General features: G+C 41.7%; 25 protein-coding genes. 13 read left to right on the plus strand and 12 right to left on the minus strand.

Annotated features, from left to right (window positions below; all coding sequences use genetic code 11):
- Positions 1 to 209: 209 nt before the first annotated feature.
- From PV403_RS22515 to PV403_RS22525, 3 genes are all read right to left on the minus strand, one after another.
- Positions 210 to 1,946 carry a cellulase family glycosylhydrolase gene (locus PV403_RS22515; protein ID WP_332086050.1) on the minus strand — a complete coding sequence of 579 codons (1,737 nt, stop codon included), beginning with the start codon at positions 1,944 to 1,946 and terminating at the stop codon, positions 210 to 212.
- A gap of 227 nt (positions 1,947 to 2,173) precedes the next feature.
- Positions 2,174 to 3,472 (minus strand): NCS2 family permease, encoded by a 1,299-nt coding sequence (locus PV403_RS22520; protein WP_213532799.1) that lies wholly within the window; start codon positions 3,470 to 3,472, stop codon positions 2,174 to 2,176.
- 281 nt (positions 3,473 to 3,753) lie between these two features.
- Entirely contained in the window at positions 3,754 to 4,632 is an 879-nt protein-coding gene (locus tag PV403_RS22525; protein ID WP_213532798.1) for an AraC family transcriptional regulator, read from the minus strand.
- 181 nt (positions 4,633 to 4,813) lie between these two features.
- Here PV403_RS22525 and PV403_RS22530 point away from each other — a divergent pair, with 181 nt between their 5' ends.
- From PV403_RS22530 to PV403_RS22540, 3 genes are read left to right on the plus strand one after another with little or no spacing between them, the layout of a single operon-like run.
- Positions 4,814 to 5,878 (plus strand): Gfo/Idh/MocA family protein, encoded by a 1,065-nt coding sequence (locus PV403_RS22530; RefSeq protein WP_332086051.1) that lies wholly within the window; start codon positions 4,814 to 4,816, stop codon positions 5,876 to 5,878.
- Positions 5,875 to 6,732 (plus strand): sugar phosphate isomerase/epimerase family protein, encoded by an 858-nt coding sequence (locus PV403_RS22535; protein ID WP_332086052.1) that lies wholly within the window; start codon positions 5,875 to 5,877, stop codon positions 6,730 to 6,732. Before PV403_RS22530 ends, PV403_RS22535 begins: the two co-directional genes overlap by 4 nt.
- A 47-nt stretch (positions 6,733 to 6,779) precedes the next feature.
- Complete coding sequence (locus PV403_RS22540) at positions 6,780 to 7,661, plus strand: sugar phosphate isomerase/epimerase family protein (protein ID WP_332086053.1); 882 nt, start codon at positions 6,780 to 6,782, stop codon at positions 7,659 to 7,661.
- A gap of 155 nt (positions 7,662 to 7,816) precedes the next feature.
- Here the strand turns inward: PV403_RS22540 and PV403_RS22545 are convergent, their stop codons facing one another.
- Entirely contained in the window at positions 7,817 to 9,097 is a 1,281-nt protein-coding gene (locus PV403_RS22545; protein ID WP_332086054.1) for a glycoside hydrolase family 27 protein, read from the minus strand.
- A 119-nt stretch (positions 9,098 to 9,216) separates the two neighbouring features.
- Complete coding sequence (locus tag PV403_RS22550) at positions 9,217 to 10,098, minus strand: AraC family transcriptional regulator (RefSeq protein WP_332086055.1); 882 nt, start codon at positions 10,096 to 10,098, stop codon at positions 9,217 to 9,219.
- Between the two features lie 265 nt (positions 10,099 to 10,363).
- Here PV403_RS22550 and PV403_RS22555 point away from each other — a divergent pair, with 265 nt between their 5' ends.
- From PV403_RS22555 to PV403_RS22585, 7 genes are all read left to right on the plus strand, one after another.
- The gene (locus tag PV403_RS22555; RefSeq protein WP_213532792.1) at positions 10,364 to 10,861 is read left to right on the plus strand and encodes a hypothetical protein; all 498 of its coding nucleotides are present in this window, start codon (positions 10,364 to 10,366) and stop codon (positions 10,859 to 10,861) included.
- Between the two features lie 14 nt (positions 10,862 to 10,875).
- Positions 10,876 to 11,364: a hypothetical protein gene (locus PV403_RS22560; RefSeq protein WP_213532791.1), complete on the plus strand. Its 489-nt coding sequence runs from the start codon at positions 10,876 to 10,878 to the stop codon at positions 11,362 to 11,364.
- Positions 11,365 to 11,447: 83 nt separating this feature from the next.
- Complete coding sequence (locus PV403_RS22565; RefSeq protein WP_213532790.1) at positions 11,448 to 12,185, plus strand: LytR/AlgR family response regulator transcription factor; 738 nt, start codon at positions 11,448 to 11,450, stop codon at positions 12,183 to 12,185.
- Entirely contained in the window at positions 12,182 to 13,495 is a 1,314-nt protein-coding gene (locus PV403_RS22570) for a sensor histidine kinase (RefSeq protein WP_213532789.1), read from the plus strand. The genes PV403_RS22565 and PV403_RS22570 overlap by 4 nt, the downstream gene beginning before the upstream one ends.
- A 132-nt stretch (positions 13,496 to 13,627) precedes the next feature.
- Positions 13,628 to 14,437, plus strand: coding sequence for a hypothetical protein (locus PV403_RS22575; RefSeq protein WP_213532788.1), 810 nt, complete (start codon positions 13,628 to 13,630; stop codon positions 14,435 to 14,437).
- A gap of 12 nt (positions 14,438 to 14,449) precedes the next feature.
- A complete protein-coding gene (locus PV403_RS22580; RefSeq protein ID WP_332086056.1) occupies positions 14,450 to 16,012 on the plus strand; it encodes a hypothetical protein in 1,563 nt (520 codons plus the stop codon).
- A 48-nt stretch (positions 16,013 to 16,060) separates the two neighbouring features.
- Positions 16,061 to 16,732, plus strand: a complete 672-nt coding sequence (locus PV403_RS22585; RefSeq protein WP_213532786.1) for an ABC transporter ATP-binding protein — start codon at positions 16,061 to 16,063, stop codon at positions 16,730 to 16,732.
- Positions 16,733 to 16,993: 261 nt separating this feature from the next.
- Here PV403_RS22585 and glpX read toward each other — a convergent pair whose 3' ends face one another.
- The 6 genes from glpX to PV403_RS22615 all read right to left on the minus strand — a co-directional run bounded on the left by glpX (position 16,994) and on the right by PV403_RS22615 (position 22,879).
- Positions 16,994 to 18,007 (minus strand): class II fructose-bisphosphatase, encoded by a 1,014-nt coding sequence (glpX, locus tag PV403_RS22590; RefSeq protein WP_332086057.1) that lies wholly within the window; start codon positions 18,005 to 18,007, stop codon positions 16,994 to 16,996.
- Positions 18,008 to 18,133: 126 nt separating this feature from the next.
- Positions 18,134 to 18,793 carry a dihydroxyacetone kinase subunit DhaL gene (gene dhaL, locus PV403_RS22595; protein WP_213532784.1) on the minus strand — a complete coding sequence of 220 codons (660 nt, stop codon included), beginning with the start codon at positions 18,791 to 18,793 and terminating at the stop codon, positions 18,134 to 18,136.
- A gap of 12 nt (positions 18,794 to 18,805) precedes the next feature.
- Positions 18,806 to 19,810, minus strand: coding sequence for a dihydroxyacetone kinase subunit DhaK (locus PV403_RS22600; protein ID WP_332086058.1), 1,005 nt, complete (start codon positions 19,808 to 19,810; stop codon positions 18,806 to 18,808).
- Between the two features lie 5 nt (positions 19,811 to 19,815).
- On the minus strand, positions 19,816 to 20,277 hold the full coding sequence (locus PV403_RS22605; protein WP_332086059.1) for an RpiB/LacA/LacB family sugar-phosphate isomerase: 462 nt from the start codon (positions 20,275 to 20,277) through the stop codon (positions 19,816 to 19,818).
- 168 nt (positions 20,278 to 20,445) lie between these two features.
- Positions 20,446 to 21,717, minus strand: a complete 1,272-nt coding sequence (locus PV403_RS22610) for an MFS transporter (protein WP_332086060.1) — start codon at positions 21,715 to 21,717, stop codon at positions 20,446 to 20,448.
- Positions 21,718 to 21,745: 28 nt separating this feature from the next.
- Positions 21,746 to 22,879, minus strand: a complete 1,134-nt coding sequence (locus tag PV403_RS22615; RefSeq protein WP_332086061.1) for an MDR/zinc-dependent alcohol dehydrogenase-like family protein — start codon at positions 22,877 to 22,879, stop codon at positions 21,746 to 21,748.
- 483 nt (positions 22,880 to 23,362) lie between these two features.
- Here PV403_RS22615 and PV403_RS22620 point away from each other — a divergent pair, with 483 nt between their 5' ends.
- Both PV403_RS22620 and PV403_RS22625 read left to right on the plus strand, forming a co-directional pair.
- The gene (locus PV403_RS22620; protein WP_332086062.1) at positions 23,363 to 24,139 is read left to right on the plus strand and encodes a DeoR/GlpR family DNA-binding transcription regulator; all 777 of its coding nucleotides are present in this window, start codon (positions 23,363 to 23,365) and stop codon (positions 24,137 to 24,139) included.
- Between the two features lie 28 nt (positions 24,140 to 24,167).
- The gene (locus tag PV403_RS22625; protein WP_332086063.1) at positions 24,168 to 24,935 is read left to right on the plus strand and encodes a GolD/DthD family dehydrogenase; all 768 of its coding nucleotides are present in this window, start codon (positions 24,168 to 24,170) and stop codon (positions 24,933 to 24,935) included.
- Between the two features lie 232 nt (positions 24,936 to 25,167).
- Here PV403_RS22625 and PV403_RS22630 read toward each other — a convergent pair whose 3' ends face one another.
- Positions 25,168 to 25,683, minus strand: a complete 516-nt coding sequence (locus tag PV403_RS22630; RefSeq protein ID WP_332086064.1) for a mismatch-specific DNA-glycosylase — start codon at positions 25,681 to 25,683, stop codon at positions 25,168 to 25,170.
- Positions 25,684 to 25,903: 220 nt separating this feature from the next.
- Between PV403_RS22630 and PV403_RS22635 the strand changes: the two genes are divergently transcribed.
- Complete coding sequence (locus PV403_RS22635) at positions 25,904 to 26,824, plus strand: AEC family transporter (RefSeq protein ID WP_332086065.1); 921 nt, start codon at positions 25,904 to 25,906, stop codon at positions 26,822 to 26,824.
- Positions 26,825 to 26,992 lie beyond the last annotated feature (168 nt).

Consider the following 26,992-nt stretch of genomic DNA (forward strand, 5'->3'; position numbering starts at 1 on the left):
CAACATAACATATAACACAAATGCTGGATACCGTGTTAATTATCACTATAATCATGTAATATTACGACATTTCTATGAATTTAGTTCATAAGCATCTGTATTTTGAGCCTTAGTGCTTATCTAAAAAAACAAAAAAAGGGCCTCCGGACCGACCCGGTATGACCCTCTTTTGTTAAAAATATTTAGCCTGCTATAAGTCCTGCTTTGTATTACATTACAGTGCCTGTAATCGTAGTCCCGCTCTTATGGAGTTTGTAAGAAAGGATCTCTCCGCTCCAGAAATGGAATTTCAAAATGACTTCTCCATCTTTCACTTCGTTAAAGAAATTAGGTTTCAGCGTAATTTTTCCATCCTCATAAGAAGGGCTGAATGTGTATTCGAACTCCTTAAAGGAAGTCCAGTTTTGCGGACCTGCATTGCTTCCATCTGTATAAACAGCTTCCATCGTAGCAAGCAAATCGCCGTTGAATTGAACCGGAATTGCAAAATTATCCGTTGTTCCTTGTGCTTTCTGCAGCTCAGGTGTACTGTTTGTGATTACACGGAACTTCCAGTCTGCGCCTTTGTTGAACTCCGCAGTAATTACGGCATTCACTCCATACTCGCCTGAAGCTGTCAATTCTGCTAATTTTGCTGCTTTGATGGTGAGTTTCTCGCCAGAAAGGACATACTCTTTCCCTTTTTTCAGGTTCTTTCCATTGACACTCAGTTTCGTTAACCGATTGCCGTTCAAGTTCATTTGGATCTGCTGATCTTGCCCAGCTGCGCCTTTCTCCACAAAAATTAGATCCGTTTCAGCGGTAGCCGAACGTGTCTTCCGTCCTGCTTTCATCATGTCAAAAAGGTCCTGATCAGACCATTTGTATTCCGTTCTGCTAAAGTGCTGTCCGTTATCCCACAGCATATGTGTAATATTTTTTTCTTTTAGAACATGCGTAAGGTATTCAAAGAACTTCAGTTTTTCACCTTGTTCAATCGTATTCGTACTTTGGTCAAAACCAAGCAGCCCGTACTCACCTAAAATTACGGGTATACCTTTGGCTACAAAGGTGTTGTATACGTTATTAAAAGTTTGATCGATATCATTTTTTGTATCCTCTTCGAAACGAGTGTAGCCGGCAATGTTCACACTAAATGGCCAGAAGCCATAGTAATGAACGGTTGCAATGATGTTCTCATCGTTCAGTTTTGTAATTGTGCTAGACAGTGCGTCCATACGCTCTTGTGATGGAGATGCTTCAAGTGTAGATAATACGAGTGGACGAGTAGCGTTGATCCCGCCGGACTCACGGACTATTTTATAAAAAGATAAATTCAGTTCTTCGAGCATCTCTAGCTGTTTCTCTTCATCCGTTGTTCCGCCATCCGTAAAGCGAGGTTCGTTCACACTTTCAAACATCACCTTGTTAGACTGATTCTTAAAGTGGTCGGCAACTTGCGTCCAGATCGCATTATATCTAGCAAGCACTTCGTCATGTTTTTTCTCCATATGGCTGATCCAGACCCAAGAATCGTGATGAACGTTAATCATGACATACAGCCCTTCATCAAGAGCCCACTGGACTACTTCCTGAACACGGTTCAGATAAGCAGGTTCCACGGTATAGTCTGGCGCTGCTCCGATATGGGAATCCCAGGTCACTGGAATTCGAATACTTTTATATCCTTCATCTGCAATATTCTGAATTAATTCTTTCGTGATGCGCGGATTGCCCCAAGCCTTCTCATCTGCACCTACGGCATCCAGAGAGTTTCCAAGATTCCATCCTGGCTGCATATCGTTTACGTAAGATTGAAGCTTAGATTTGTTGCCTTTTGCTGCGTCAGCTTGTGTAGGGCTCAAGGTAGAAGAAAACAGGGAGAGAACAAGTGCAAAAGCCAGAGAAAGCGTAAGCGTAGATTTCCATTTTCGATTCAACCTTATACATCTCCTTTGGTTACACATATTTTGGAAGCGCTTCCCAAAAAGAATAACATATCCATAAATTCTTCACTACCCTGCGAATTGGTGACCATTTCATATGTTAATTAGTGGAATTAATTTCAAATCTCTTTAGTTATGTATTCAATTATGCCTATGTAACTAAAAACAAAACCCTTAGATCATCGTAATTCTCATTACGTGGTCTAAGGGTTTGAGTAGCTATATTCTAGTAAAACAACTCGAAAGTTCTAGTGTTCGAGGAACACGAGCTGGATGAAGAACAAAATTGCAAAAACATAGAAGATCGGATGTACATCTTTCCCTTTCCCGCGCAGCAGTTTCAGCAGAGGGTAGAAAATAAATCCTACGCCGATCCCTGTTGCAATACTGTGCGTAAGCGGAGTGAGAATAATGATGAGAAATGCTGGGAAAGCTTCCTCTACATCAGACCATTTAACCTGGCTGATTGCATTAATCATAAAGTAACCTACAATAATAAGCGCCGGAGCGGTAATGGCGGAAATGCCGGATAATACACCGATCAGCGGCGAGAAGAACAAGGTCAGTGCAAGCAGGATACTTACCACTACTGCAGTAAGACCCGTACGGCCGCCTGCTGCTACCCCTGTGCTGGATTCAATATAAGCTGATGTCGGGCTTGTACCGAGCAAAGCTCCTGATGTTGTACCTACCGCATCCGCCAGAAGTGCTCCGCGTGAACGCGGGAATTTACCCTCTTTGATAAGGCCCGCCTTCTCTGCTACCCCAAGCATGGTGCCTGTTGTATCAAACAAAGTAATCAGTAAGAAAGTAAAGATAACGGTGTAAAGTCCACTGGAGAATACACCTGCAATATCAAGTTGGAAAGCGGTTGATGACAGCCCTGTCGGCATCGATACGATGGATTCTGGCATCTGAAGCAATCCCATAAACCACGCAATAATGGCCGTAACTACCATCCCGATAAATAAGTACCCTTTTACGTTATATGACATAAGCACCACGGTAATGAGTAGTCCAATAATCGTAAGCATGGTCATTGGATCTGATAAATTACCTAGTGCAATTAGATTCGATTCGGAGGCAACAATAATTCCTGCATTTTGAAGTCCAACCGTAGTAATAAAAAGTCCGATCCCTGCCGTTATGGCATGTTTGAGGCTGCCCGGTATGGCATCCAAGAGCATATATCTAAAGGAAGTTAGCGACAAAATAACAAACAGCATTCCGGCAATGAATACTGCACCAAGTGCTACCTGCCAAGAAACTCCATATCCTGCTACGACACTGTATGCGAAAAACGCGTTAAGCCCCATTCCTGGCGCAATGACGATCGGATAATTCGCACCAAGTCCCATAATAAGTGTACCAATAATACTCGCAAGCACGGTTGCAATGAATACACCGTTAAAATCCATTCCCGTACTGCTGAGCATACCCGGATTCACGATGACGATGTAAACCATTGTAAAGAAGGTCGTAAGCCCCGCAATGATCTCCGTCGGGATGGTCGTGCCTCGTTCTTTTAATTTAAACCATTTTTCCATTGAAGCTGTGCCTCCATGACTTGTATTGTCATTCGAATCAAAACAAAAAATCCTAATTCTTCATATAGGATGACAAAATATAGGCTCCTATATTCGTAAGTAGGATATAAGTTACGAACGACTGAAGTGTAAATCATTATTGTATTGATTATATATTCATTTATCCTGTCTACATTGTGTAAAAGGACAATAACAAGAATATTAAATATAACAAAAGAAGTCAACTATTTCACAAAAAAATCACGGTTAATCCCGAACTTTTACAACCCCATATGCTTCCATTATTCGCTTTTGATGGAGGTTCGGATGAAAGAAGGCGGTACTTGTTTATATTTTTTAAACGTCCGGCTGAAGTAAGAAATATCATTGTACCCTGAAGCAAGGGCCACCTCTGATATGGTCATTTCTGTATTGCGAAGCAGATATTCTGACTTATTAATTCGGAACTGATTGATATACTCGGTCACTGTCTTGTTCGTCAGTTCACTGAATAAGCGGCTGAAATGAAAACGGGATAACCCTGCCTTATGAGCCAGCAGCTCCACCGATAGTTCCTCCAGATAATGTTCCTCGATATATTTAAAAATGGGAGCAAATCTCGTTAAATTTTTGGTGCGGCTATTATATTCAGCACTCGGCATGTACTCTGCTATATGTCTACGGAACAATATCGTCAGCATCCGGTACATACTCGATTTAATGGCCATTTCATACCCAAGTTCTTTCCCCTGGAACTCTTGAAGAATTTGTTCAAATGCGGTGCGCAGTTCAGAATCATCAGGAATGTGGTTTTTGAACATGACATTATTTTGGGTCATCGGAGTAATGAACTTCGTCCCCACTGCATCAGGCGATGGGCTCTGTAGTAGAGACAGATCCGTGATCAGCGCATTATACAGTACGTGGCCCGATACATTGATTCCGTGGTGCAGGTCATTACTATTGAGGATGATAAGGTCCCCTTCTTTGACCTGTGTTTGCTCCGAATTGCATTCGATAATCGCTTCGCCTTGCGCAAAATATAAAATTTCCATATGTTCATGAAAATGAGGATGAAATAAGATTTGCCCTTTTTCGGTCGACTCACAATAATGAAGCTTCAGTGGAAACTGCGGATCAGGCATATCCATCGGTTCCCGTAAAGCAGCGTCTCTAAGCATAGGCCATCCCTCCACTCATCGCACATTTGTTCAAATAATCAGCAACGCTCTACATGGCTTTCCCCGCAGGGTCTCACTACAATAAAGGTAATTCTAGATGATAGAAAAAAGGAGATAATCCTTACACTTCTGTTGTCTAGTATATCCTATTCTAGAATTTGAAGGGAGCACAAATTTACATATGACAACACTTAAAATTGGTGTAATTGGTGCTGGGAGCATCTCGCAATATCATCTAACACCTTACAAAAACAATCCAAATACGGTTCTTCATGCGGTATGCGATATGAATGCCGAGCGGGCCAAACAAACCGCTGATAAATACGAAGCACCACATGCCTATAGTGATTACAATGAACTGCTTGCTAATGAAGAAATCGATGCCGTCAGCATCTGTACGTGGAATGATACCCATGCGGAGATCGCCATTGCAGCTCTGAAAGCAGGTAAACACGTTCTGGTGGAGAAACCGCTTTGCCGTACAGTAGAGGAAGCTTATAAGATTCAACAAGCAGTACAAGAATCGGGTAAGATTCTGCAAGTCGGCTTTGTTCGCCGCTATGATCCTAACGCACAAATGCTTCGCTCTTTTATCGATAATGGAGAATTTGGTGAAATCTATTATGCCAAAGCATCTTACATTCGCAGACTCGGCAACCCAGGCGGCTGGTTCTCTGATTCAAGACGTTCCGGCGGCGGACCGCTGATTGATATCGGTGTCCACGTGATTGACCTCTGCTGGTATATGATGGGCAGACCAAAAGTGAAATCGGTTACAGGTAATACCTACCGCAAGCTAGGAGATCGCTCTAATATCAAAAATCTTTCTTCCTATAAAGCAGCCGACTATAACCCGAATAATCAAGATAATGATGTAGAAGATTTAGCAAATGCACTCATTCGTTTTGAGAACGGCTCTACCCTAATGGTTGATGTCAGCTTCACTCTTCATGCAAAGGAAAATGAAGGTTCAGTGAAACTATACGGAGAAAAAGGCGGATTCGAGATCGATCCAGAAGTCGTCATTGTTACCGAGAAGCATGACACAATCATCAACATCAGCCCGCAAACCGACAGCAAAGGATTCCAATTTGAAAAAGCATTCCAAGCAGAAATTGATCATTTTGTAGAATGTGTTCAGACAGGTAAGCAGCCGATCAGCCCTGTGGAAGACGGCGTAGAAGTCATGAAAATTCTTCGTGGTATTTATGAATCCGCAAGTACAGGAAAGGAAGTATACCTATGAAACTCGGACTCAGTTCCTACAGCTTGTATCAAGCACTCAAAAAAGGAACGATGACGATTGCAGATGTCATTGATTTCACAGCCGATCATGGCGGAGAACATATAGAAATCGTACCGCTTGGTTATAACCTGACAGAACAGCCTGAACTAATTGATCTTATCGTAGCGAAAGCTGCGGAGCGCGGTATTGAAATATCCAACTATGCCATTGGCGCCAATTTTCTTGTAGATAGTGAAGAAGCCTACCAGCAAGAAATTGCACGCGTGAAAAATGAAGTCGATATTGCAAACAGGCTCGGCGTGAAGCTGATGCGTCATGATGTAGCTTCTTCTCCCGATGTATCTATCGCCAATTTCAATGCAAATATAGACCGGCTTGCTGCCGCTTGCCGGGAGATTGCGGAATACGCTGGCAAGTACGGTATTACAACAAGTGTAGAGAATCACGGCTATTTCATTCAGCACAGTGACCGGGTTCAGGCCCTGATTCACGCAGTGAATATGCCTAACTTCAAAACGACACTCGATGTAGGTAACTTCCTATGTGCAGATGAACAACCGCTCGCTGGTGTGAAGAACAACCTTCCTTATGCATCCATTGTGCATATTAAAGACTTCTATGTACGCCCTGCCGGCCAGAATCCAGGCGATGGATTTTTTAGATCCACTGCCGGTAACTACCTGCGCGGAGCAGTGGCGGGTCAAGGCGATATTCCGATGCGCGATGTTATTCAATTGGTAAAGGCCTCCGGTTATGACGGATATCTCAGTCTTGAATTCGAAGGCGTTGAGGACTGTGAATTTGGTGCACGAGTGGGCCTTGCCAATGTGAAGAGATTTTGGGACGAAGCTTAAGCATTCGTAACTCACGGAATAAGTACAATCAATAAGGAGGCTTCAGTATGTCTTTTACAAATAAAATCGGCGTTATGTCCGACAGTTTTCAGGTCGGACTGCGAGAAGGTTTGAAGAAGTCCAAAGAAGTTGGTGCAGAAGGTGTACAAATCTATGCCGTATCCGGCGAGATGTCACCCGAGAACCTTTCTACTTCTGCACGTAAAGAACTGAAAAGCTATATTGCAGATCTCGGACTTGAAATATCGGCTCTCTGCGGTGATCTTGGCGGTCATGGATTTCAAGATACAGCGGCTAATCCTGAAAAAATTGAAAAGTCCAAACGCATTCTTGACCTCGCTGTAGAACTAGGAACAAATGTGGTCACAACACATATCGGTATTGTTCCTGATGATGTAAACGGTCCGATCTACGCTGCGATGCAGTCTGCCTGTGAGGAACTTGGTCTCTATGCGAAGAGTATGAACGCCTACTTTGCCATTGAGACGGGACCTGAGCGCTCTGCTCATCTCAAAAACTTCCTTGATACACTCAGTACGAACGGCGTATCCGTTAACTTTGACCCGGCAAACATGGTCATGGTAACAGGCGATGATCCCGTGGAAGGCGTCAAGATCCTGAAAGATTACATCGTCCATACCCATGTGAAAGACGGCAGACAAATAAGACCTATTGATCCCAAAGAGGTCTATGGTTACCTTGGATATGAAGGCATGACACATGAGAAAATTGCAGAAATGGCTTCTTCCGGCGCCTCTTTCCTGGAGGTTCCACTAGGCGAAGGCCAAGTTGATTTTGATGCGTACTTTGCTGCGCTGCAAGAGATTGGATACAAAGGCTACCTCACAATTGAGCGTGAAGTGGGTGCTTCACCAGAAGAAGATATTCGGAAAGCCGTTCAGTTTATTAAAAAGTACCGCGGGTACTAAGGAAACCATGTTAGGATGCTGGCTTTTAGGCGCGCTATTTGGGCAAAGGGTCTCAAGCGAATCACTCTTTGCTCCTTTCGTCTACTTCGCCGTGAACATTTGTAGATACAATAAAGAGATCTGTCCATCACGGGCAGATCTCTTTATTAATATTCTTAATAGAACCGATAGAGACGTACCCCATGTGGCGGCACAGTGGCCCGAAGCACACCTGCCGTAAGTTCGGCTGGTGCTCCGCTCCACAGTTCAGTGCCAGCAGTGCTGCCTACCAGGCCAATTTGCTCAATATCCAAGTCTAGCGAAAGCAGACTCTCACCGATATTAAATAGGGCAGCGTAGCGAATGCCTTCGGTGTCTTCGGCCGTCCAGACGATGAGATCTCCTTGGTGTAATGCTTCTTTGGCTCCGCGGCTCTCCTGGTGCATGCGCAGAACCTCACGGTTCGTAAGCAGCGACAGTGTCCAGTCGTCGCAGTCTCGTAATTCGCCCCCAAAAATGAGCGGTGAGCGGAAGATGCTCCAAAGCGACATCATTGTTAACTGTTCGTCGCGAGTAAACCGGGTCCAGCGGTCCGCTCCCCCCCCATCTACCGAGCGGATACCGATGTGACCGAGCGGCAGCATGTCGCAGTCAGGCCAGGAACCTGCCTCTGGTATGCCCTGCCATACCCGGCAACGATCGAACATGTCCAAAAGGAGCGGCCACTGGTCCCAAAAATCATCTGTGACACGCCACATGTTCGCATGCGAGGTAAAAAACTCTGCATATTCCACCGGAGCAGGCCCAGGAGATAGGCTTAACACCATGGGCCGACCGCAGTTCTCGATCGCTTTTGCGATCATAGCGATCTCCGGCTGATGGGTGTCGTACAGCCTGGAAGCCGCAATATCATCCACCTTTACCAGGTCAACGCCCCACTCTGCGTACAATTCAAAGAGGGAATTGTAATAAGCCTGCGCCCCTTCCTTCGAAGCATCCACGCCATACATATCCGTATTCCATGGACAGATCGAGTTCGTATGCGCAATATCCCGTGCGGTCGCCGCCGTACCGAGAATGGAAGTGCCAGCGTGGACCGCTTGCCGAGGAATGCCGCGCATAATATGAATACCAAATTTAAGTCCAAGGCTGTGTACATAATCGGCTAACGGCTTAAATCCTTGTCCGCCTGCCGCAGATGGAAAGCGGTTCTCAGCAGGCATGAGCCGGGAATACTCATCCATTACGAGTGGGACAAACGGCCGGTATTGTGAGGAGTTCGCATGAGGCTCGTACCACTGAATGTCGACGGTAATGTAGCTCCATCCGTATGCTTTGAGATACTGTGCCATGTATTCCGCATTGCCCCGAATTTCTTCTTCTGTTACGGCTGCACCGTAGCAATCCCAACTATTCCAGCCGAGCGGCGGCGTAGGCGCTGCAAGCTTATGATCCATTTTCAAAAGCTCCTTTACTGTTTAATATTGCTCTTGTTACCTCTTGCTATGTTTAGCATAGTAAAGGAGATTCGTAATATCTACAGTAATCTTGAAAGCCGAATAGTAAAATATTGCGGTCAGTCAAAAAACAATTTGCGATAAGCAAGACAGTCGCCCCCACTTCGAAATTCTCCCGGTGTAAGGCCTGCCACGCTGCGAAACGCTTTAATGAAATAACTTCCGCTGGAGTAGCCAATCCGCTCGGCAATCGCCTCCATGCTAAGGTCGGTTCCCCGAAGCAGCTCCATCGCTTTCTCCGTACGGACACGCGTCAAATAAGCACCTGGCGTCAGGCCCGTGCTAGCCGAAAATCGGCGGATCAAGTGATATTTCGACAGAGACACATACTCGGACAGCTGATCGATACTGATCATCTGTGAATAATTGGCTTCAATAAATTCAGCTGCATACCTTACATTTTCAGGCCAGTTGTCCCTGTTCCGCAAAGTTGTTACCTGCAGTCTAGCTAGTTCTGTCATGAACTGATAGACGCAAGACGATGCGATCAAGGGATCGGTAATTCTGCCCGCTGCTGCATCCGCCACGATCATTTGTAATATCCGAACGGGCGCACAATCCATAGGCAGATAAGGAGTCTCCCCCGCTTCACCCAGAAATTTATGCCAGTGGGGTAATATCAGATTGGGCCGGAACAGCAGGAATAGAAAATCCCAAGGCTCTTTTGATTTCGGGTGATAATAATAGCGGTGAGGTCCTGGAATTTCAGCGAGAAAAGCTTGTCCAGCGGTGATATGGTGAGTTTGGTTCCCAGACTCATATACCCCTTCGCCATTAATCGTATACTGGAACAGCAGGAGAGGCCCATCGGTCCGCTTCTGTCCGTCCCAATGATAAGAAGGATCGGTGATCGAATCATAACCGGCTGCAAATAACACGCACAGCTGAAGCTCCTTATCTTCGGCGAATCGAAAACCATAGGTACCTTTGGGAATGTTCATAAATATCCTCCTTATAGCGAAGATGCTCTAGTAGTAAGAAACAGTATGTAACTAATCATATGACGTAATCTTTGTTGTCGCTATAAAAATACACTATAAGCAAAGATGTTAAGAGGTCCTCAAGGCAATCGTTCCATTTCTAATATGGCAAATAAACAATCTATTTAAGGCACTATAAATAACGAAGATATTTATAGTATGTATAATTATGGTAGAGTGTTATTGATAGAATCAACTTCACAACTCATTAAAAGGAGGAAAACTGATGCGTATGTCATTTACCGTCCTGATTCTTTTGTTCACTCTCATCCTGTCTGCCTGCACATCTAATGATAGAGATTTAGACGAAGCGATAAAAGTAGCTAAAGTATATAAAATCGCCGAGCTTGAAGCCAATCAACCAAAACCAAATGGAGAAATATCAATGGAGGCTATTGAAGCCAAGGAAGAGGCTATTAAACCGCTGACGAACACTAAATTCTTTGAATCAAATAAGATGAGCCGAGTGTATTCTCGTTCACTCCTCATTGCAAAGATCAAAGAAAGCAAAGTTGTGGTAAGTGATTTGAAATTCACCTCGAAAAATCAGTCGGAGAATGAAATAGAACTCGAGTATTCCGGTCTTATGTCATTTGCCAAAGAAAAAATTGAACTTGAAGGGATTATTACATTATTAAAGGAAGAAAATGAATGGAAAGTAAACAATGATGTGTACAACTTCGAGGATCTAATATCGATCATTGACGAAAATATAGATAATTAAGAAAGGTAGATTATATGAGCCGCTCTGTTTTGTACTATCTGTGGGTAGCTATCATCGGATATCTCTCCGGACCTACCCTCTATACAGCTGTACTGCGATTCTTCTACCAGGAGCCGCTTAGTCAGCAAGAACTGTCAGCTCTTCTAACTTGGTCCATCCCTACCTTCTTCACCGTAGGAATCTTGTTATATCTACTATCCATCATCCTTCTCCGCTCCTTACGTATCTATAATCTACTCACCCAGACGGTGCTGTTTATTCTGGTTGGTATTCTGCCCGCTGCTCTGTTTACACTTGGTGCAGGAATGTTTAGCTATGCGGAGATCTCCTCACTTATCTCTCCAGAAGGTCTGCTCTTTTTACTATTCTTCTCGGGTATTGGAGTGGTCTGCTCCTATGGTGTGTGGGCCCGGCACAAGAATCTTAGTAAATCCCCCTTCTATGCTTTATCCGGGTTGATCATCATTGCTTTTGTAGTCCTTATCGTTGTACCTCTTGGGTAAAAAAAGGGGGTATCCCTTTGCTTCTACGTATCTCTTGTTTACAATGGATACGTTAGTATCAAGAAGTAAAAGGAGGTAGTCCCTTGAATATCCTCATTGCCGAAGATGAACCCCATATTGAAAAGCTGCTTATCTCCTGTGTTCAGGAAGTCTCTCCTTCCGCTGATATTTATACAACAGGGAGGTCCAGCGAGGCGCTCAACATCGCCCGCAACCGAGCAATAGATCTATTTATTCTGGACATTCAGTTAGAAGATTACAAAGGGACACTGCTAGCTCATGAACTCCGTTCCATGGAACGTTATTCATATACACCTATCGTATTTGCAACTGCGCTTGCGAATGAGGAGCTGACTGCATATCGGCAAATCAAATGCTACAGCTTTTTGATCAAGCCTTTTACGAAGGAGGAAGTGATAAACGTACTGCATGATACCATCCGGTACAGCCAGCATTTTGCCTTAGAGCAACGCGTGAAACCTAAAATGCTACATATCGAACAAAAGAGTCATATCTTCGAATATGAACAAGATCTTATTGTATACATTGAATCATTCGGTAAACATCTAGAACTGCATGTGAAGTCTGCACAAGAAAGCTCCATCAGATCTGACCGCATTTCGGGATTATCTCTTAAAAAAATGAAGGAAATGCTCGGTAATGGCACTTTCGTTCAGTGTCATAAAAGTTATATTATTAACACTTCGTATATTTCTAAAATTGATAAGTCCGAAGGCTTTGTAGAACTGACGGGTATAAATTCAGCCATACCAATTGGCAATAAATTCAGAGACGCGCTGATGAACAGAGGCAGCGTATGATTTATTTTCAAATTCTGCTCGACACCATTATTATGCTTGTACTCTGTTATGCACTGGCGGGACAGCCGCTTCGGCTTGAAAAAAAAGTCCTAATGTGGTTCCTTTGCTTTCATGGACTATGCGTATTATTTCGATATCAAGGCTCGAGCATTCCAGGATTTGAGATCAACAATTATGATTTGTTGCCTGTGAATAATCCCTTACTGTTATTTTTGCTATTCCTAGGTGTCTTAATCCTCAACAGTTCTCTAATTCAGCCCTTATCCGATATGAAAACGATCGTGGTGACGTTCCTCAGTTTCCTAACCTGGATTCTGATTCGTACGTTTAGCATTGCTGCTACAGAATTCGTAATAGATCAAGAGGCAGCGTTATTCCCTTATGTCCACCGAGGGGGCACGCTGTTTATAGCGTTAGTGATCTACTATGTTCTCATCATCAAAAGAGGAAATTCTTTTCTTGGAGATTATAGCGGCGTATTTACCAAAATAATGTTGATTCAGTCTGCGCTAGTCGTCTTTGTGATGATAACTTATGCGAATTTTGAAACCTCATTTGTGACTCAGAATTTGTTGTTCATTCTGATTATCTTCTCCCTCGTCATCAGCATGAATCTCTGGATTATTTACGAGCAGAATAAACGATCCCGTCATGAAAAAAGAGTCTCTGCCATAGAACAATACCTCCCCGTCATTGATGAACTGGTATCCGAGGTGAGGGCAAGACAACATGAGTTTCATAATAAGTTGCTAGCTATTCACAGCATTGTGGAGACGGCTCCCTCTCTTCCAGAAGTCCGCTCCCAAATTACGGCCTATACAAAAGATGTCATGATGCAAACCGAGATACGTGAAATCCTACAGCTTGATAGTAAAGTCATCGGCGGGTTTCTGTATACTAAAATAAAGATTGCTGAGCTTAAGAAGATAACACTGACGCCGCATGTTCATACCCTATTTTCTCAGGTGCAGACCGAGGAGCATCAGTTGGTTGAAATCTTGGGTGTTCTGATTGATAATGCAATCGAAGCTTCCTACCCGGGAGATGAGATCGTTGTTAGTGTTACACGGAATCAAGAAAAATCCTTTACGGAAATTACCGTCATGAACCCTCACCCACCTAAATCTAGTACACAACTCATGCAAATGTTCTCAAAGGGGTATACCACCAAAAGTCAGGCACACGGCAATCGCGGATATGGCTTATATAATGTGAAGCAGATTGTTTTACAGCAAAAAGGAAAAATCATTACACGTAATATAGAAATAGAAGGGATCCCTTATCTCTGCATTGGTGTTCAAATTCCATAGAAATGTTAAAGCATAAACAAGGGTTTTACGGGAACGAAAAACGTTCATTCCTGTAAAACCCTTGTTTGTTCCTAATCTATTGAACCTGATCTGTGGACAAGCTATATTGTAGACACTTAAGGAGGTAAGCGCATGAAGAATTTATTGCTTTTGGAGTGGAGAAAGCTGCGATGGCCTGTTCTTCTTAGTATGGTGGGTCTCACCATAACTATTGCTATTTTGAGCGGAACAATATATAAAAGCTACTCGCTTGAACATGATTTAGAAGCTTGGGAAGTGGGAATTGCCATCATCGTTTTTCTATTTCCCTTGATCTCCGTTCTCCCTGTAGGCTGGCTGATGTATTTTGAGAGGAAAGATCAGTTTTTAATGTACACTCTTCCAAGAGTGAAAAAAAGCCGCTATCTGTTATCCAAATGGATCGTCGTTGCAAGTAGTTCATTTCTGATCATGTTCGTTGCTATGTTCATCGGTGTCATTACAGCTCTCTATATTAAACCTAACATTGTACCCGAGTATGGTTTGATAAATCCAGATACGGGAGAGCTCATGCCCAGGCTGGAAAGTCAGCATTTCATGGGGGCCATGTTTGTACATCATCCCTTAACTTATGGATTTTTACTTAGTTTATGGCAAGGGTTATTATCAGCGATTATTGCCACGCTTGGCTTTATCTTGTCTCTATTTATCAGCAATATATTTATTATTCTTACAGGACCCTTCATCTATGTCATTATGGAGAATTTCATCTTTCAGATTCAGCCTCTTAGAAACTCTCTTAGAATCTACCGAATCTATCTTAGTTTTAGCCCTGAATTTTACGATACAGCCAAATACGGATATTGGCCGCTCTTGATCGGACCACTACTTGCTCTGCTCTTCACAGCATTCATTGCATTATATTGTAGAAAAATCAAAAAAATTACGGTCTATCCGTCGTAGGAGGGATTCCGTATGAGAGCTATTTTTCTAAGAGATATTCGTCGTTTTTTATCTGTGAGACTCCTATTCCTGATGCTCGGATGTACTCTATTCAGCCTTGCGAAACGCCGAGGATTCTCACAGTCTTACGATAGCTTTGTGCTATCTATGCTGTCTGATCATTACTACATTACTTTTTTTATGGTTCCTGTGTTTCTCTACATCCTGTTTACCCATCTAGAAATGGATATGGAGTATGTACTGATTCGTTCCAAGAAGTTTGCGTATTATTTTATCGCGAAAGCAGCCGCTATAACTATGAATGTGTCCATTTTTGTTCTGCTTCAACTTGTCGTGTTTCTGGTTGTTGGGATCGGGCTGGAGGTAAACTCTATTTTTCCTTCACCTGATTCGCAAAATTCGTCACTTGAAGTGCTGATTATGCTAAGTCACTATTTTCATTATCCATGGCAAGCTGCGATCGTAACCACACTTTACATGATAATGGGACTCAGTATACTTAGTATTTTTTTCTGGGCACTCCATCACTTTCTGGAGAAAAGGACATTCGCAATCCTTATCATTACACTTTATTTTCTAATGGTGTTTGCCATGAAATCCAAAATTACAGGACTCACCCGAATTCCTTTCATCTTTATTAATAACTACATTATCTTTATGTACAATCTAACGTACCCTTATGGATTGCAAATCAGCTTGATAACACTGGCTATGATTGCCGGAGTTACAGCTTATGTGATTAAGAAACACTGGAATAAGCGTCCTGAATGGAAAATAGCCCTACGAATACCAAGCGGTATTACTTCTTACTACGGTGCTCAGCTCTTTTCAGCTAAAAATGGGGCTATTCTTCTTGCATTCGTTATAGGGTTTGGACTATGGAAACTGCTACAAGTACAGACTATGCCGAATAGTACACAAACTGATTACTTAATCTATGCCTTCTGGGGACATGGACATGGATATATGAACATGCTGGATTGGATTGCGATGATCCTGATCAACGGGGTACCCATTTATCTGCTCGCCCATTTTCTAGAGAACGAGAAAAAAGATCACAGCATTTTACTAACGATACGTCTGCGTTCAAAATGGCACTGGGGAGCCGCAATATTTGGAGTCAGCACTCTCTTCTTACTCATGTATACACTATTGCTAACTGGCGGGCTTCTGCTTCTAGCAAATGTCGGGGGATTCCCTGCGGGTGAAGGCACCCTTATTCCGGGTCTATCGATCGGTATGAATGAACTTATGCTGTATCTTATAGGATCCAAACTACTTGATCTGTTATTTCAGTTCCTATTCCTATTTGTTATCTTTCTATGGACCCGACACATCATCGTTGCCTTCATCGGTATTTTAGTAATGTATGCTCTATACTTATTTCCTTTTTCATGGACAACTTATATTCCAGTCGGCTTATCGAGTCTTGCACAAAATCTCAATTTCACAGCACTCGCTGATTCTTCTATTCCTGGGCTGCCGGGTAAAATAATCATGCTCCTGCTTGGGAGCCTTGTCATCATACCAAGCCTATATGTACTCCTCTTTGGGTACAAGAAACGCTTTCAGTAGAATAAGTGCACCAAATGAAAAATAAAAACAACGAAGAGGTGATATAAAGTGTCAGAGATTCGCGTTGAAGGCGTATCAAAAGCTTTTCATGGTATTAACGTACTATCCGATATCCATCTGGAGATTGAAAAAGGTTCTACCATCGGAATTGTTGGTGCGAACGGTAGCGGAAAATCAGTTCTCTTCAAGATCATCTGCGGGTTCACTGCGCCCGACCAAGGTGCTGTATTTGTTAGGAACAAACGGCTGGGTAAAGATATTGATTTTCCTGAGAATGTAGGTGTCTTTATTAACTCTCCCGGCTATATCGGAATTTACAGCGGATATAAAAACCTGAAATTCCTTGCCGATATCAATCGTAAAATAGGCAGTATAGAAATTAAGAACGCCATGAGACTTGTAGGACTAGACCCTGATCTCAAAACAAAAGTAGCCCATTACTCCCTTGGCATGAAACAGAAACTTGGTATAGCACAAGCTATTATGGAAGGACAGGATATTCTGGTGCTGGATGAACCTTTTAACGCACTAGATTACCAAACCTACAACGATATGAAAGAGATTATCATCAGGTTAAAAGAAGAGAACAAAACGATGCTGTTAACGAGCCATAATTATGAGGACCTCGAGTCTCTATGCGATACGCTCTATATTATCCAAAACGGACAGATGGAACTGTTGACAGAAGAACGTAAAGCCATGTATTTTAAAAGACGATAGATTGATCATTTGAAGTGAACCCTATTGAGTAGACACTTTTTAAAAAAAGGGATACGCCGTATTTAAGCGGCAATGAGATGACTTCGGTATGCTGTATGCTGCAGAAGTCATCTTTTTTATGGGTGTAGAGAATAGAAAAACCCCGAATAGGGCCACTTTCTTAAAGTGTCTACTATTCAGGATTCTGTTCAATGTATGAAACGATTACTTTTCTTTTATGTGGGGGTAATATCGCAAAATAGTGCAAATCCTATTTAATGACTAACCTATTTTGCTGGTTTGCTCGTAAATTTCTAACCCTTCTTCTTCATGATTACCAACAATAAATTGTATATGATTCTGAGAAACAATTAGACTATGCGTTTGCATTTCTTTTTTCTCATTGATTTGTTTTACCCCATCCAAGATAATTCCTTCTGTGACACCTGTTGCACTAAACAAGCAGTCTTCTGATTTCACTATTTCATCAAGTAACCAAATATGCTTTGGATCGCTAACTCCCATTTGTAGGCAACGTTCATATTCCTGCTCGGTTTGAGGCAGAAGCTGCCCTTGAAAATCACCATTAAATCCTTTTTGTGCAACAGCTGCAATTACACCTTCTGGCGCACCGCCAATCCCAATAAATAGGTCAACTTCACATTGTTCTATCGATGTAGCCAAAACGCCTGTGATATCCACTTCAGAGAATAGCTTAACCCTTGCACCTTCTTCGTGTACATCATCAATCCATTGTTGATGGCGCGGGCGGTCTTGAATCATTACTGTTAACTCGTTAACCTGTTTACCTAATGCCTTTGCAACCCGGTGCATATTATCTTTAAGTGAATCTTCTAAGCAAATAGCTCCCTTTGCTTTCTTGCCACATGCTATCTTTTTCATGTACATATCTGGAGCATGCAGCAGTGTCCCTTTAGGCGCAACTGCTAATACAGCTAGGGCTCCATGCATCCCTTTAGAAACAAGGGTGGTTCCTTCAATAGGATCAACAGCTAAATCTACTTTTAATTCTTTACCTGCTCCTAATTCTTCACCTATATAGAGCATCGGTGCCTCATCCATTTCACCCTCACCAATGACAACGGTGGATGCAATCGGTAATTGATTCAACACGTTGCGCATCGCATTTGTTCCCGCTCGGTCTGCCTCTATTTTATTTCCACGACCTATCCATGAATACGTATGAAGTGCAGCCATCTGTGTAACTTTCATAAAATCATTAGTAAAATGCTTAATTTGTACAGTCATTTTCCTCATTCCTTTCAAAAAAGACAATAAAAATCACCCATCCTTAAAAGTATGTTTTGAAACATCATTCAATTAAGGATGGGTGACGACAAAATTACACACATGAATCAATTTCATAACTCGTTAAATCAATTTATAACTCATGAAAAGATATTATGAAATTGATTCACATACAGAAGATTTTACGGTTTGCAGAAATACTTCTAGAATGGCTGCTGCTGATGTTGCTCCTGGATCTTGTGCACCAATCGAACGTTCACCTAAACGACTGGAACGGCCGCGTTTTGAAAGCATATCCTTTGTAGAAGCTGCACCATCTTTAGCGGATTGCACAGCAAGTTCGAACGATTTTATAAAATCGCCTTCTTGCTCAAATGCATCTACTAATGTATTACGTGCTGGAATTAAAGCATCCATCATCGTTTTATCTCCAAGTTCCGCTTGACCGCGCTCTTGAACCCCGTCTACGAATGCCACCCAATACTCCTTCCATGCCGTATCATCTAATACTTCTTTCCCTTTTAGCGCTTTTGCACCACGCATAAAACCTGTAGCATAAAGCGGGCCGACAGATGAACCCACAGCACTCAAAAATGTACGCCCTGAAGTCGAACTTAATTTCACACAATCTTGTTCCTCTGCTAACGGTCCTTCAAGCTGTTCCTTTACTGCTTGCCAACCGATTGACATGGTTACACCATGATCTCCATCACCAAGCTTACGATCAAGCTCGCATAAATAATCTTTTTGTTCTTCTATCATCTCTACTACATTAAATAAGAATTGTTTAAATTGAGTTGCTGATATTTCCATTATTTGCTCCCCCTATCGTTGTACGTACATCGGGCAATCTGCCGCAAAGTCTATCATTTCTGCTAATTCATCATTCAATTTGGCAATGGAAACAGATGCACCCCCCATTTCTAAGGATGTGCTGTAGCTTCCAACAAAAGAACGATGAATATGAATGTTCTTACTCGATAAAATTTGCTCAACTCTTCGGAACATAATATATAGCTCCATATTCGTTGTTGAACCTAAACCATTCACCAGAACAGCCACCTTGTTACCGCTTTCAATAGGCATATCTTTTAAAATATCTTCCACCAAACGATCTACTACTTCATCAGCCGTTTGTAATTTACCCTTTTCAATACCAGGCTCTCCATGATGCCCTAAGCCGATCTCCATCTCATCTTCTGCTAGTTCAAAGCTAGGCATCCCTGTTTGTGGTAATGAGCAAGGTGACAGGCCAACCCCCATTGTCCGAGTCACATCGTTCATCTGTTTAGCTACACGAACAACATCCTCAATGGAGTAACCTTTCTCAGCCGCTGCTCCTGCTGCCTTAGTTACAAAAAATTCTCCTGCAATACCACGGCGCTTATGCATCTCCTCTTTAGGTGCTGAGGCCACATCATCCGTGACAATCACGCATTCTACTTTAATATCTTCCTCAAGATCAGCAATTTCTGCTGCCATGCCGAAGTTCATTAAATCGCCTGCATAATTTCCATAAATATAAACGACACCTTGTCCGTTATCTATTTTTTTGGTTACTTCAACAATGGGATCAGGTGACGGGGATGCAAAAATATTTCCTACAGCCACACCATCAGCCATTCCATAACCGACATATCCCATAAAAGCCGGCTCATGTCCTGAGCCTCCGCCAATCAGTACACCTACTTTGTTTGTTTCATCTTGGCGAACGGCTACTAGTGCTCTTTTATTTTCCTCTAATTGCTTCACATAGTTAGGAAAGGCTTTCACATAACCTTCGATCATCTCATCGACAACATTCGTTGGGTTGTTCATTAATTTTTTCATTACAGCTAAACCCTCCCGTTCATGTAGATCTTTTCTTGTTCCGAAATCTGCTGCACTTTACGGGCAGAATTTCCTCCAGGGAACGTTGAGCTTAAGTACATTTCAACCACTTTTTTTGCTGCTTCAATACCGATTACTTTTTCACCTAAAGTAATAATTTGTGCGTCATTACTTTTGCAAGCTCTCTCTGCAGAATAAACGTCATGAGTGGTAGCGGCTCTAATTCCTGGTACTTTGCAAGCTGCGATGGCCATTCCTAATCCGGTGCCGCAAACAAGAATCCCTCTGTCCAGTTTATTCGCCATGATGTCTGTTCCTACCTCAAATGCAACCCCAGGATAATCAATGGCTGTACAGTCATCTTGTGAGCCGTAATCTACAACTTCATGCCCTAATTCTTCGATATATTCCCATAAAGCCTGTTTTAAACCATGTGCATTATGATCTGAACCTAAGCCAATTTTCATGATACGTCCCTCCCCTTCATTCCTATCTATTTATTTATCTTTTTGTTTTCCAATAATTACAACACCATTTTCACATAATATTCTTTCATTTGTCAATTTTAAACTTTCGTTTACTTTCGTTTGTTATCGTTACAAGGATATAGTCTTGAATGTTCTTGTATTTCTATGTTAATGAGCTGCAGCTACTTCTGCAGATATTTCTTCTTGATGTACATCTTTAGGCAGCTTCACAAAAATCATAATGAACGTGCTAATCACATGCATTGCTATATATGCCCAAATCACACCTGACGCACCTAAACTTCCAATGAGTGCACCAGCAATAGCGGGTCCTAAAAATGTACTTAATCCAGCCCCTAAATTTAGAATAGACATGGCTGCTCCGCGATTTTCAGGTGCGAGCGACGGTACTAATGCAGAAAGCGGTACATAAGCGGCCAAACACGAACCAAAACAAATGGCTGCAGTGATCGTTAACAAGTAATTTGCACCGAAGAAATAAGGAATATAGTAAAGACAAGCCAAAGATACAGCGCAACCTATACCTCCGATCCACATCACTGTAAATTGCCAACCAATTCGGTCAGCAGCTGCGCCCCAAATTAGATTAAAAACGACATTACTTGCCCATAGCGCTCCATAAATTTGAAGCCACTGCGACATCGTAAATCCTGAATCAATCATGTAAGCAGGTAGAAATACGACCAGCCCATATGCGCCGGCTGTATTGATCGCGCGTACAATTCCACCTAGTCCAACTTTTGGACGTTCAAAAGCAATGGTGATCCCCTTAGTTATTTGCTTTAACGCCTGTTTTATGGTTAACTCTGTTTTCTCAATATCAGTCTTGCATAATACAATGCCAAATATAGAGCCGATTGTTGTAAATATCAGTGCGCTCCAAAGGGTATTCATTTCACCTAAGATAGGTAACGCAAAACTAGAATAATAAGCTCCGAGCATATTTAATCCGCCTGCAAAGGACACCCAAAACCAACCTACAGCCGTACCCAGTCTTTCCTCCGGTGCATAGTAAGTAATCCATACTAGAAATGAATAAGCAAATAAAGGATAACCAAGACCACGCAAAGCATATGTTGGTAACATGACCGATAAATTCATCGTTGGAATGCCAACGGTTAAAAAAACCAAGGTTCCCAGTACGAATAGGACAAGCCCAGTAATCATCATTTTACGCGGACCATATATTTCAGCTAATACTCCCGACAGCCAAGATGCAAAAGCAACTGCAATACCATAAAAACTTAATAAGGTTGCTACCTCTTGTACTGTCATGTTATTTTGGGTCAGATAGGTTGAAAGCCAACCTTGTTCTAATCCATCACCGATCATAAAAATCAAAACACCCAAGTAACCCATCATCATTTTTCTGTCCATACCGAGTTTTCCAACTGATACAGCTTGCAAGTTCGATTTCATACAAGGTTGCCTCCTAAGATGTGCTGGTTTATAGATTTGGATTTAAAACAACCTTTAACGAATCGCGTCCACTCTTCACTAATTCAAATCCTTTTTGATACTCTTCCAGAGGTAAAATATGGGTTACAACACCTTCTGTTGGTAAATCCCCGTTTGTAATCCCTTTAATAACTGGTTCATAGCAATATGGACCAAGATGAGATCCCAAGACATCTAACTCTTTACGGTCTGAAATAATGGACCAATCAACCGTTACTGGGTCTTTAAATACACTAAATTCAACAAAACGGCCTAACTTACGAATAAGCTTCAGTCCTTGTTCAACCGATTTTTGAGCACCAGTTGCTTCAATATATACGTCACATCCATACCCATCTGTTAAATCGTTAATGATCGTATAGATATCATCCTTCGCCGGATTCAATACCATATCTGCCCCAAACTGTTTTGCCAATTCTAAACGATCTTCAAATAGATCAAGTACAATTAACTTGGATGGTCCTGATTTTTTTATGGCACCAATCATTCCTAGACCTAAAGTACCTGCACCTGCTAAAACAACTACATCTTCCAATTCAATTTTGGCTCTTTGTACTGCATGATAAGAACACGCATAGGGCTCTATTAAAATAGCTTTTTCGATAGGCAACTCGGTAGGAACTTTATAGTTAATTCCTTCCTTCGTAAATTTCATATATTCTGCCATACCGCCATTTACATTATTTTGGAACCCATATAGATCATGTTTTTGACACATCCAGTATTGACCACGCTTACAAAAACGACATTCTTCACAAGGAACGATCTGTTCCGAAATGACGCGATCACCTAATTCAAAATCATCCTTCACATTCTCTCCGATAGCTACAACATGACCAATAAACTCATGCCCTGGAATCATCGGTGCTTTAATATATGCCGGCTGATCCGCATCACCCCAGAAACTTGGTGCACCGTCATACGCTTTTGCATCACCTGCACAAATACCGCATGCTTCTACTTTTATTAAGATCTCACCTTCTCCAACTTTCGGTACCGGAACTTCCTCTAAACGATAATCACCAGGTTCATATGCAACAACTGCCTTCATTGTTGTAGGGATATCCTTCACACTTTTCACTACTTTTTCAACTTCGACTTCATTGGTTTTAATAGTACTCATTTATTTTCTTCCTCCTTCGTATGATTAAAAGCGCTTTCATTCTTTCGCTTGCTTTATATTACCATTTATTTTTTCGTATTTCAATCATTTATTTTTGTTTTCTTTTGTTTATTTTCTTTTGTTTGCATAATAAAAGAAATCGTTTACAGTATATATAGACCTATTTTTACTTTTAAGTTCATTGACGTGTTTATTCAAAATAACGTTTTCTTATTCTATTTGGCAGGATCATCATATTTAGGGGGGTGTTTAATAGATCACTGTTTTTCCATACAGACTCTGTATATATTTATGATGAATCTCTGTTTTATCTTATTTTAAGACTAGAGTATGGTATGAATATGTTGTAAAATGATTTATGCAGAGACTTTTTTTGTAATTTAATTATGTACACGAAATATTCCCGTTCTCTTTTGTTTCCGCTGTATTGACTATGTTATTATGAAAAAACAATAATAAATAATAAAAAACAAAAGGTGAGATATGAAAAAGATTTTTGCTCAGGAACGTCATAAAATGATTTTAGATAAATTAGCGCAACAAAGTAGTGTCACTATTAAAGAACTTGCTTCTTCATTAAATGTATCCGAAGCAACATTGCGTACGGATTTAACCAAATTAGAACAACAAAATCTATTACGCAGGACGCATGGTGGTGCTATTCTCGTTGATCCTAATGAACTAGATACTAGCTTCTCAACAAGACAAATGAAAAATAAAGATGAGAAAGTTGCGATTGCAAAAGCTGCGATGAAAACGATTTTAAACAATCAATGTATTATGTTAGATGCCAGCTCTACTGCATTAGAACTTGCACATCAACTAAAAGATTCACCTTATCGACTCACCGTAGTGACAAGCGGCTTAAAAGTAGCGATGGAACTCAATGATTCCCCTCAGATTACAGTCATTTTATTAGGAGGGATCGTTAAACAAGGTTCTTGTTCACTCGAAGGGACACTCGGAGCGGAAATATTAAATAAAATCCATGTGGATCAACTTTTCACATCTGCCAATGGTTTTTCAGAAGAAGCGGGGTTTACAGACTTTAGCGTTTACGAGGTAGAACTGAAAAAAAGAATGGTGAAGGCTGCAACGAAAACAACCGTTTTACTTGACCATACGAAGATTGACCGCAATTCCATTGCCGCCTTTGCCGAAATCACGGATATTGATACTTTCATTACAGACGAACCTGTTTCCGACAAATATTTAGAATTATTTAAGAAGCATCATATAGAACTCATTGTTACTGATTAACTCATTACTTAAAAAGCGAGGGATTACTATGAAATTCACGGGATATGACAAAAGCTTTAGCATTGAGGATAAAGTAGCTATTATTACAGGTGGAGCAAGTGGTATTGGTTATGCTGTTGCTCAATTATTTTTAGAAAAAGGTGCTTCTGTTGCACTCTTGGATTTAAAAGACGATGTTTCAGAAATTGCGACTGCTTTACATACCTCAAAGGCCATTGGTCTATCATGTAATGTGACAGACAATCAAAGTATGGAAGAAGCCATTCATCACGTGCAGTCTCATTTTGGTAAAATTGATATTCTTGTAAACTGCGCTGGCGTTGTCTTTTTAGATGATGCAGAAAATATTTCAGATACGTATTGGCAGAAAACATTAGATATTAATGTAACAGGTACTTTTAAAATGGCACAAAAAGTTGGGAATATTCTCATCAAGCAAGGCACCGGTGGGAAAATAATCAATTTAGCATCACAAGCCGCTTTAATTGCACTAGATAATCATGTTGCTTATTGTGCAAGCAAAGCCGCTGTCTTGGGCATTACACGTTCTCTTGCATTTGAATGGGCACAATTTAATATTAACGTGAATGCAATTTCACCAACCATTATCTTAACCGAACTCGGGGAGAAAGCTTGGGCTGGAGAAGTAGGCGAAAAAGCGAAGAAAGAAATCCCTCTCGGTCGTTTTGGTTATCCTGAAGAAGTGGCAGCTGTAGCATTGTTCTTGGCATGCGATGCCTCCAATATGATTACGGGTGAAAACATCGTCATGGATGGAGGTAACACTATTAAATAAAGATAAACAATAAACTTTTCTGCTCATTTGAAATGCAGCAAAGATCAGTAAATCAAATAATGAATTTTACCGCATAAAGAGGCTTATCCAGAAAATAATTCTAACACTTCTGGATAAGCCTCTTTCTTTAGATATTTACTTCATTCTTTCGAATGTCTCGCAGGAAGCTCCTCTCTACACAGCTACAGTACGATTCATACGATATACCGAGGTCTTCATCATCGCTAGCACCTTATGTATCGTCATGCAAGAAAAAAAGATTCAGCTCTCGGTAAATCTCGATAATCTGTTTCATCGGCATACGCACTAGCCCGCTTGAAGAAGGTGCCACGAATTCATGCATCCCGGCTAAAAAAGACTCTGGCTGAAACCCCCAATTGACTTTCGTCCTTTTCGTGTACTGCGTGTATACCCCTTTTCCTACAAAACAAGCCACTTCTGGACGATACTTCTCAAGCTTCTGCTTCAAAATTTCCCGACCTTCTGCATACTCTTCCTTCGTTATATCATCTATGCCGACGGTTGGTCTTGCCACAATATTGGTAAAACCATATCCCAACTTCAACAGATCCTGATCTTCTTTTGCCTCATACAGGCGCGGGGTCAGTCCCGATTGATGCAAGATCCGGTAAAAGTTATTTCTCGGATTGGCATAATGATGTCCGGTCTCGCCTGACTTAATACTCGGATTAAAGCCGATAAATACAATCTGAAGCCCATGCTCCAGATGATCGGATATGGGTTCCATCTGATATCCCGCTCCTTTATTTCTTGAGTCTGATTGATACATCCTGATGTTAATAGATTACCCAAGCAAGTCTAATGATAACGTAATTCGTTGATTAATACTTACAAAGAACCGTTCATTTCCCGTCCCACAATTCTAACAAGATGCTATAATGTAACAAGTGTTTCTGAAATATTCAGAAAAATTGTGAACCTTTTTATAGAAAGAAGCTGACAAACTCATGATTTTAGACATCTTGCTTGAAGTTGTCCTGCCCGTATTTGTACTGATTGGTGTAGGCTCATTAATGCAGCGTGTGTTTGAACTCGATCTATATACACTCGCCAAAATTAACTTTTACTTTATTACTCCGGCTGCCGTGTTTATGAGTATGTATTTATCGGAAATGTCCGGTGAACTGCTTGGAACGATAGCCCTCTTTTATGCAATGTACTCCCTTATTCTCTATTTAATCGGCTGCATTGTAGCGAAATCATTCAAGTTCAACAAAGGAATGAAAGCTGCTTTTAACAACAGCATCATGCTGGACAATGCAGGAAACTACGGAATGCCCATTAGTGCACTTGTATTCAAAGGCGATCCGCTTGCCGCTTCGATCCAGGCTTTTATTATGTCGATGCAGAGCTTGCTGACGTTTACATATGGGGTGCTTTCGATTCAAGGGGCGCAGCTAAAAGGAAACTACCGCAGTCTTGTTGTCGGGTTCCTCAAAATGCCTGTCCCTTATGCTCTATTACTCGGTATTCTATGGAACGCACTGGATGCACCGCTCCCTACTTTTCTGTCGATGCCGTTAACTTACGCTCAGCAATCCATGGTTGCCGTTGCTCTGTTGACCCTTGGAGCACAGATTGTAAAATATCCGCTTAGACTAGGACGGATCACCGTGTATGTCAGTATGTTCATTCGTTTGCTAATCGCTCCTGTAATCGGGATTACGCTTGTATATCTTCTCGGTCTGGAAGGAATGACAGCACAGGCCCTGATCATTGCTTCGGGTATGCCGACTGGCGTTAATGCTTCTATCCTGGCAGAAGAGTACCGGAATGAACCTGACTTTGCTGCTCAAACCGTTCTCATCTCTACACTGTTTAATGTCGTAACGCTGATTGGACTCATTGCCATTGCTCGTACTTTTTAATCGCTTGGCAAGCTCGTTTGCATCAGGCCATTGGCTTGTAAAATCGAGTAGGAGGCTACCCATTAGAAGAGTAGCCGACCTCTCACACCACCGTACGTACCGTTCGGTATACGGCGGTTCAACCGCATAAGTGCATTTTACGTAGACGCTCGTACTGCGCAGGAAAGT

Origin of the sequence: Paenibacillus sp. GYB006, from assembly GCF_036577645.1 — a bacterium.
Classification (GTDB): Bacteria; Bacillota; Bacilli; order Paenibacillales; family Paenibacillaceae; genus Paenibacillus.

What these genes read in the sequence shown, in the direction of transcription:
- PV403_RS22515 (WP_332086050.1), bottom strand. Translation starts at nt 1,946, where the DNA reads ATGTGTAACCAAAGGAGATGTATAAGGTTGAATCGAAAATGGAAATCT.
- PV403_RS22520 (WP_213532799.1), bottom strand. Translation starts at nt 3,472, where the DNA reads ATGGAAAAATGGTTTAAATTAAAAGAACGAGGCACGACCATCCCGACG.
- PV403_RS22525 (WP_213532798.1), bottom strand. Translation starts at nt 4,632, where the DNA reads ATGCTTAGAGACGCTGCTTTACGGGAACCGATGGATATGCCTGATCCG.
- PV403_RS22530 (WP_332086051.1), top strand. Translation starts at nt 4,814, where the DNA reads ATGACAACACTTAAAATTGGTGTAATTGGTGCTGGGAGCATCTCGCAA.
- PV403_RS22535 (WP_332086052.1), top strand. Translation starts at nt 5,875, where the DNA reads ATGAAACTCGGACTCAGTTCCTACAGCTTGTATCAAGCACTCAAAAAA.
- PV403_RS22540 (WP_332086053.1), top strand. Translation starts at nt 6,780, where the DNA reads ATGTCTTTTACAAATAAAATCGGCGTTATGTCCGACAGTTTTCAGGTC.
- PV403_RS22545 (WP_332086054.1), bottom strand. Translation starts at nt 9,097, where the DNA reads ATGGATCATAAGCTTGCAGCGCCTACGCCGCCGCTCGGCTGGAATAGT.
- PV403_RS22550 (WP_332086055.1), bottom strand. Translation starts at nt 10,098, where the DNA reads ATGAACATTCCCAAAGGTACCTATGGTTTTCGATTCGCCGAAGATAAG.
- PV403_RS22555 (WP_213532792.1), top strand. Translation starts at nt 10,364, where the DNA reads ATGCGTATGTCATTTACCGTCCTGATTCTTTTGTTCACTCTCATCCTG.
- PV403_RS22560 (WP_213532791.1), top strand. Translation starts at nt 10,876, where the DNA reads ATGAGCCGCTCTGTTTTGTACTATCTGTGGGTAGCTATCATCGGATAT.
- PV403_RS22570 (WP_213532789.1), top strand. Translation starts at nt 12,182, where the DNA reads ATGATTTATTTTCAAATTCTGCTCGACACCATTATTATGCTTGTACTC.
- PV403_RS22575 (WP_213532788.1), top strand. Translation starts at nt 13,628, where the DNA reads ATGAAGAATTTATTGCTTTTGGAGTGGAGAAAGCTGCGATGGCCTGTT.
- PV403_RS22580 (WP_332086056.1), top strand. Translation starts at nt 14,450, where the DNA reads ATGAGAGCTATTTTTCTAAGAGATATTCGTCGTTTTTTATCTGTGAGA.
- dhaL (WP_213532784.1), bottom strand. Translation starts at nt 18,793, where the DNA reads ATGGAAATATCAGCAACTCAATTTAAACAATTCTTATTTAATGTAGTA.
- PV403_RS22600 (WP_332086058.1), bottom strand. Translation starts at nt 19,810, where the DNA reads ATGAAAAAATTAATGAACAACCCAACGAATGTTGTCGATGAGATGATC.
- PV403_RS22605 (WP_332086059.1), bottom strand. Translation starts at nt 20,277, where the DNA reads ATGAAAATTGGCTTAGGTTCAGATCATAATGCACATGGTTTAAAACAG.
- PV403_RS22610 (WP_332086060.1), bottom strand. Translation starts at nt 21,717, where the DNA reads ATGAAATCGAACTTGCAAGCTGTATCAGTTGGAAAACTCGGTATGGAC.
- PV403_RS22615 (WP_332086061.1), bottom strand. Translation starts at nt 22,879, where the DNA reads ATGAGTACTATTAAAACCAATGAAGTCGAAGTTGAAAAAGTAGTGAAA.
- PV403_RS22620 (WP_332086062.1), top strand. Translation starts at nt 23,363, where the DNA reads ATGAAAAAGATTTTTGCTCAGGAACGTCATAAAATGATTTTAGATAAA.
- PV403_RS22625 (WP_332086063.1), top strand. Translation starts at nt 24,168, where the DNA reads ATGAAATTCACGGGATATGACAAAAGCTTTAGCATTGAGGATAAAGTA.
- PV403_RS22630 (WP_332086064.1), bottom strand. Translation starts at nt 25,683, where the DNA reads ATGGAACCCATATCCGATCATCTGGAGCATGGGCTTCAGATTGTATTT.
- PV403_RS22635 (WP_332086065.1), top strand. Translation starts at nt 25,904, where the DNA reads ATGATTTTAGACATCTTGCTTGAAGTTGTCCTGCCCGTATTTGTACTG.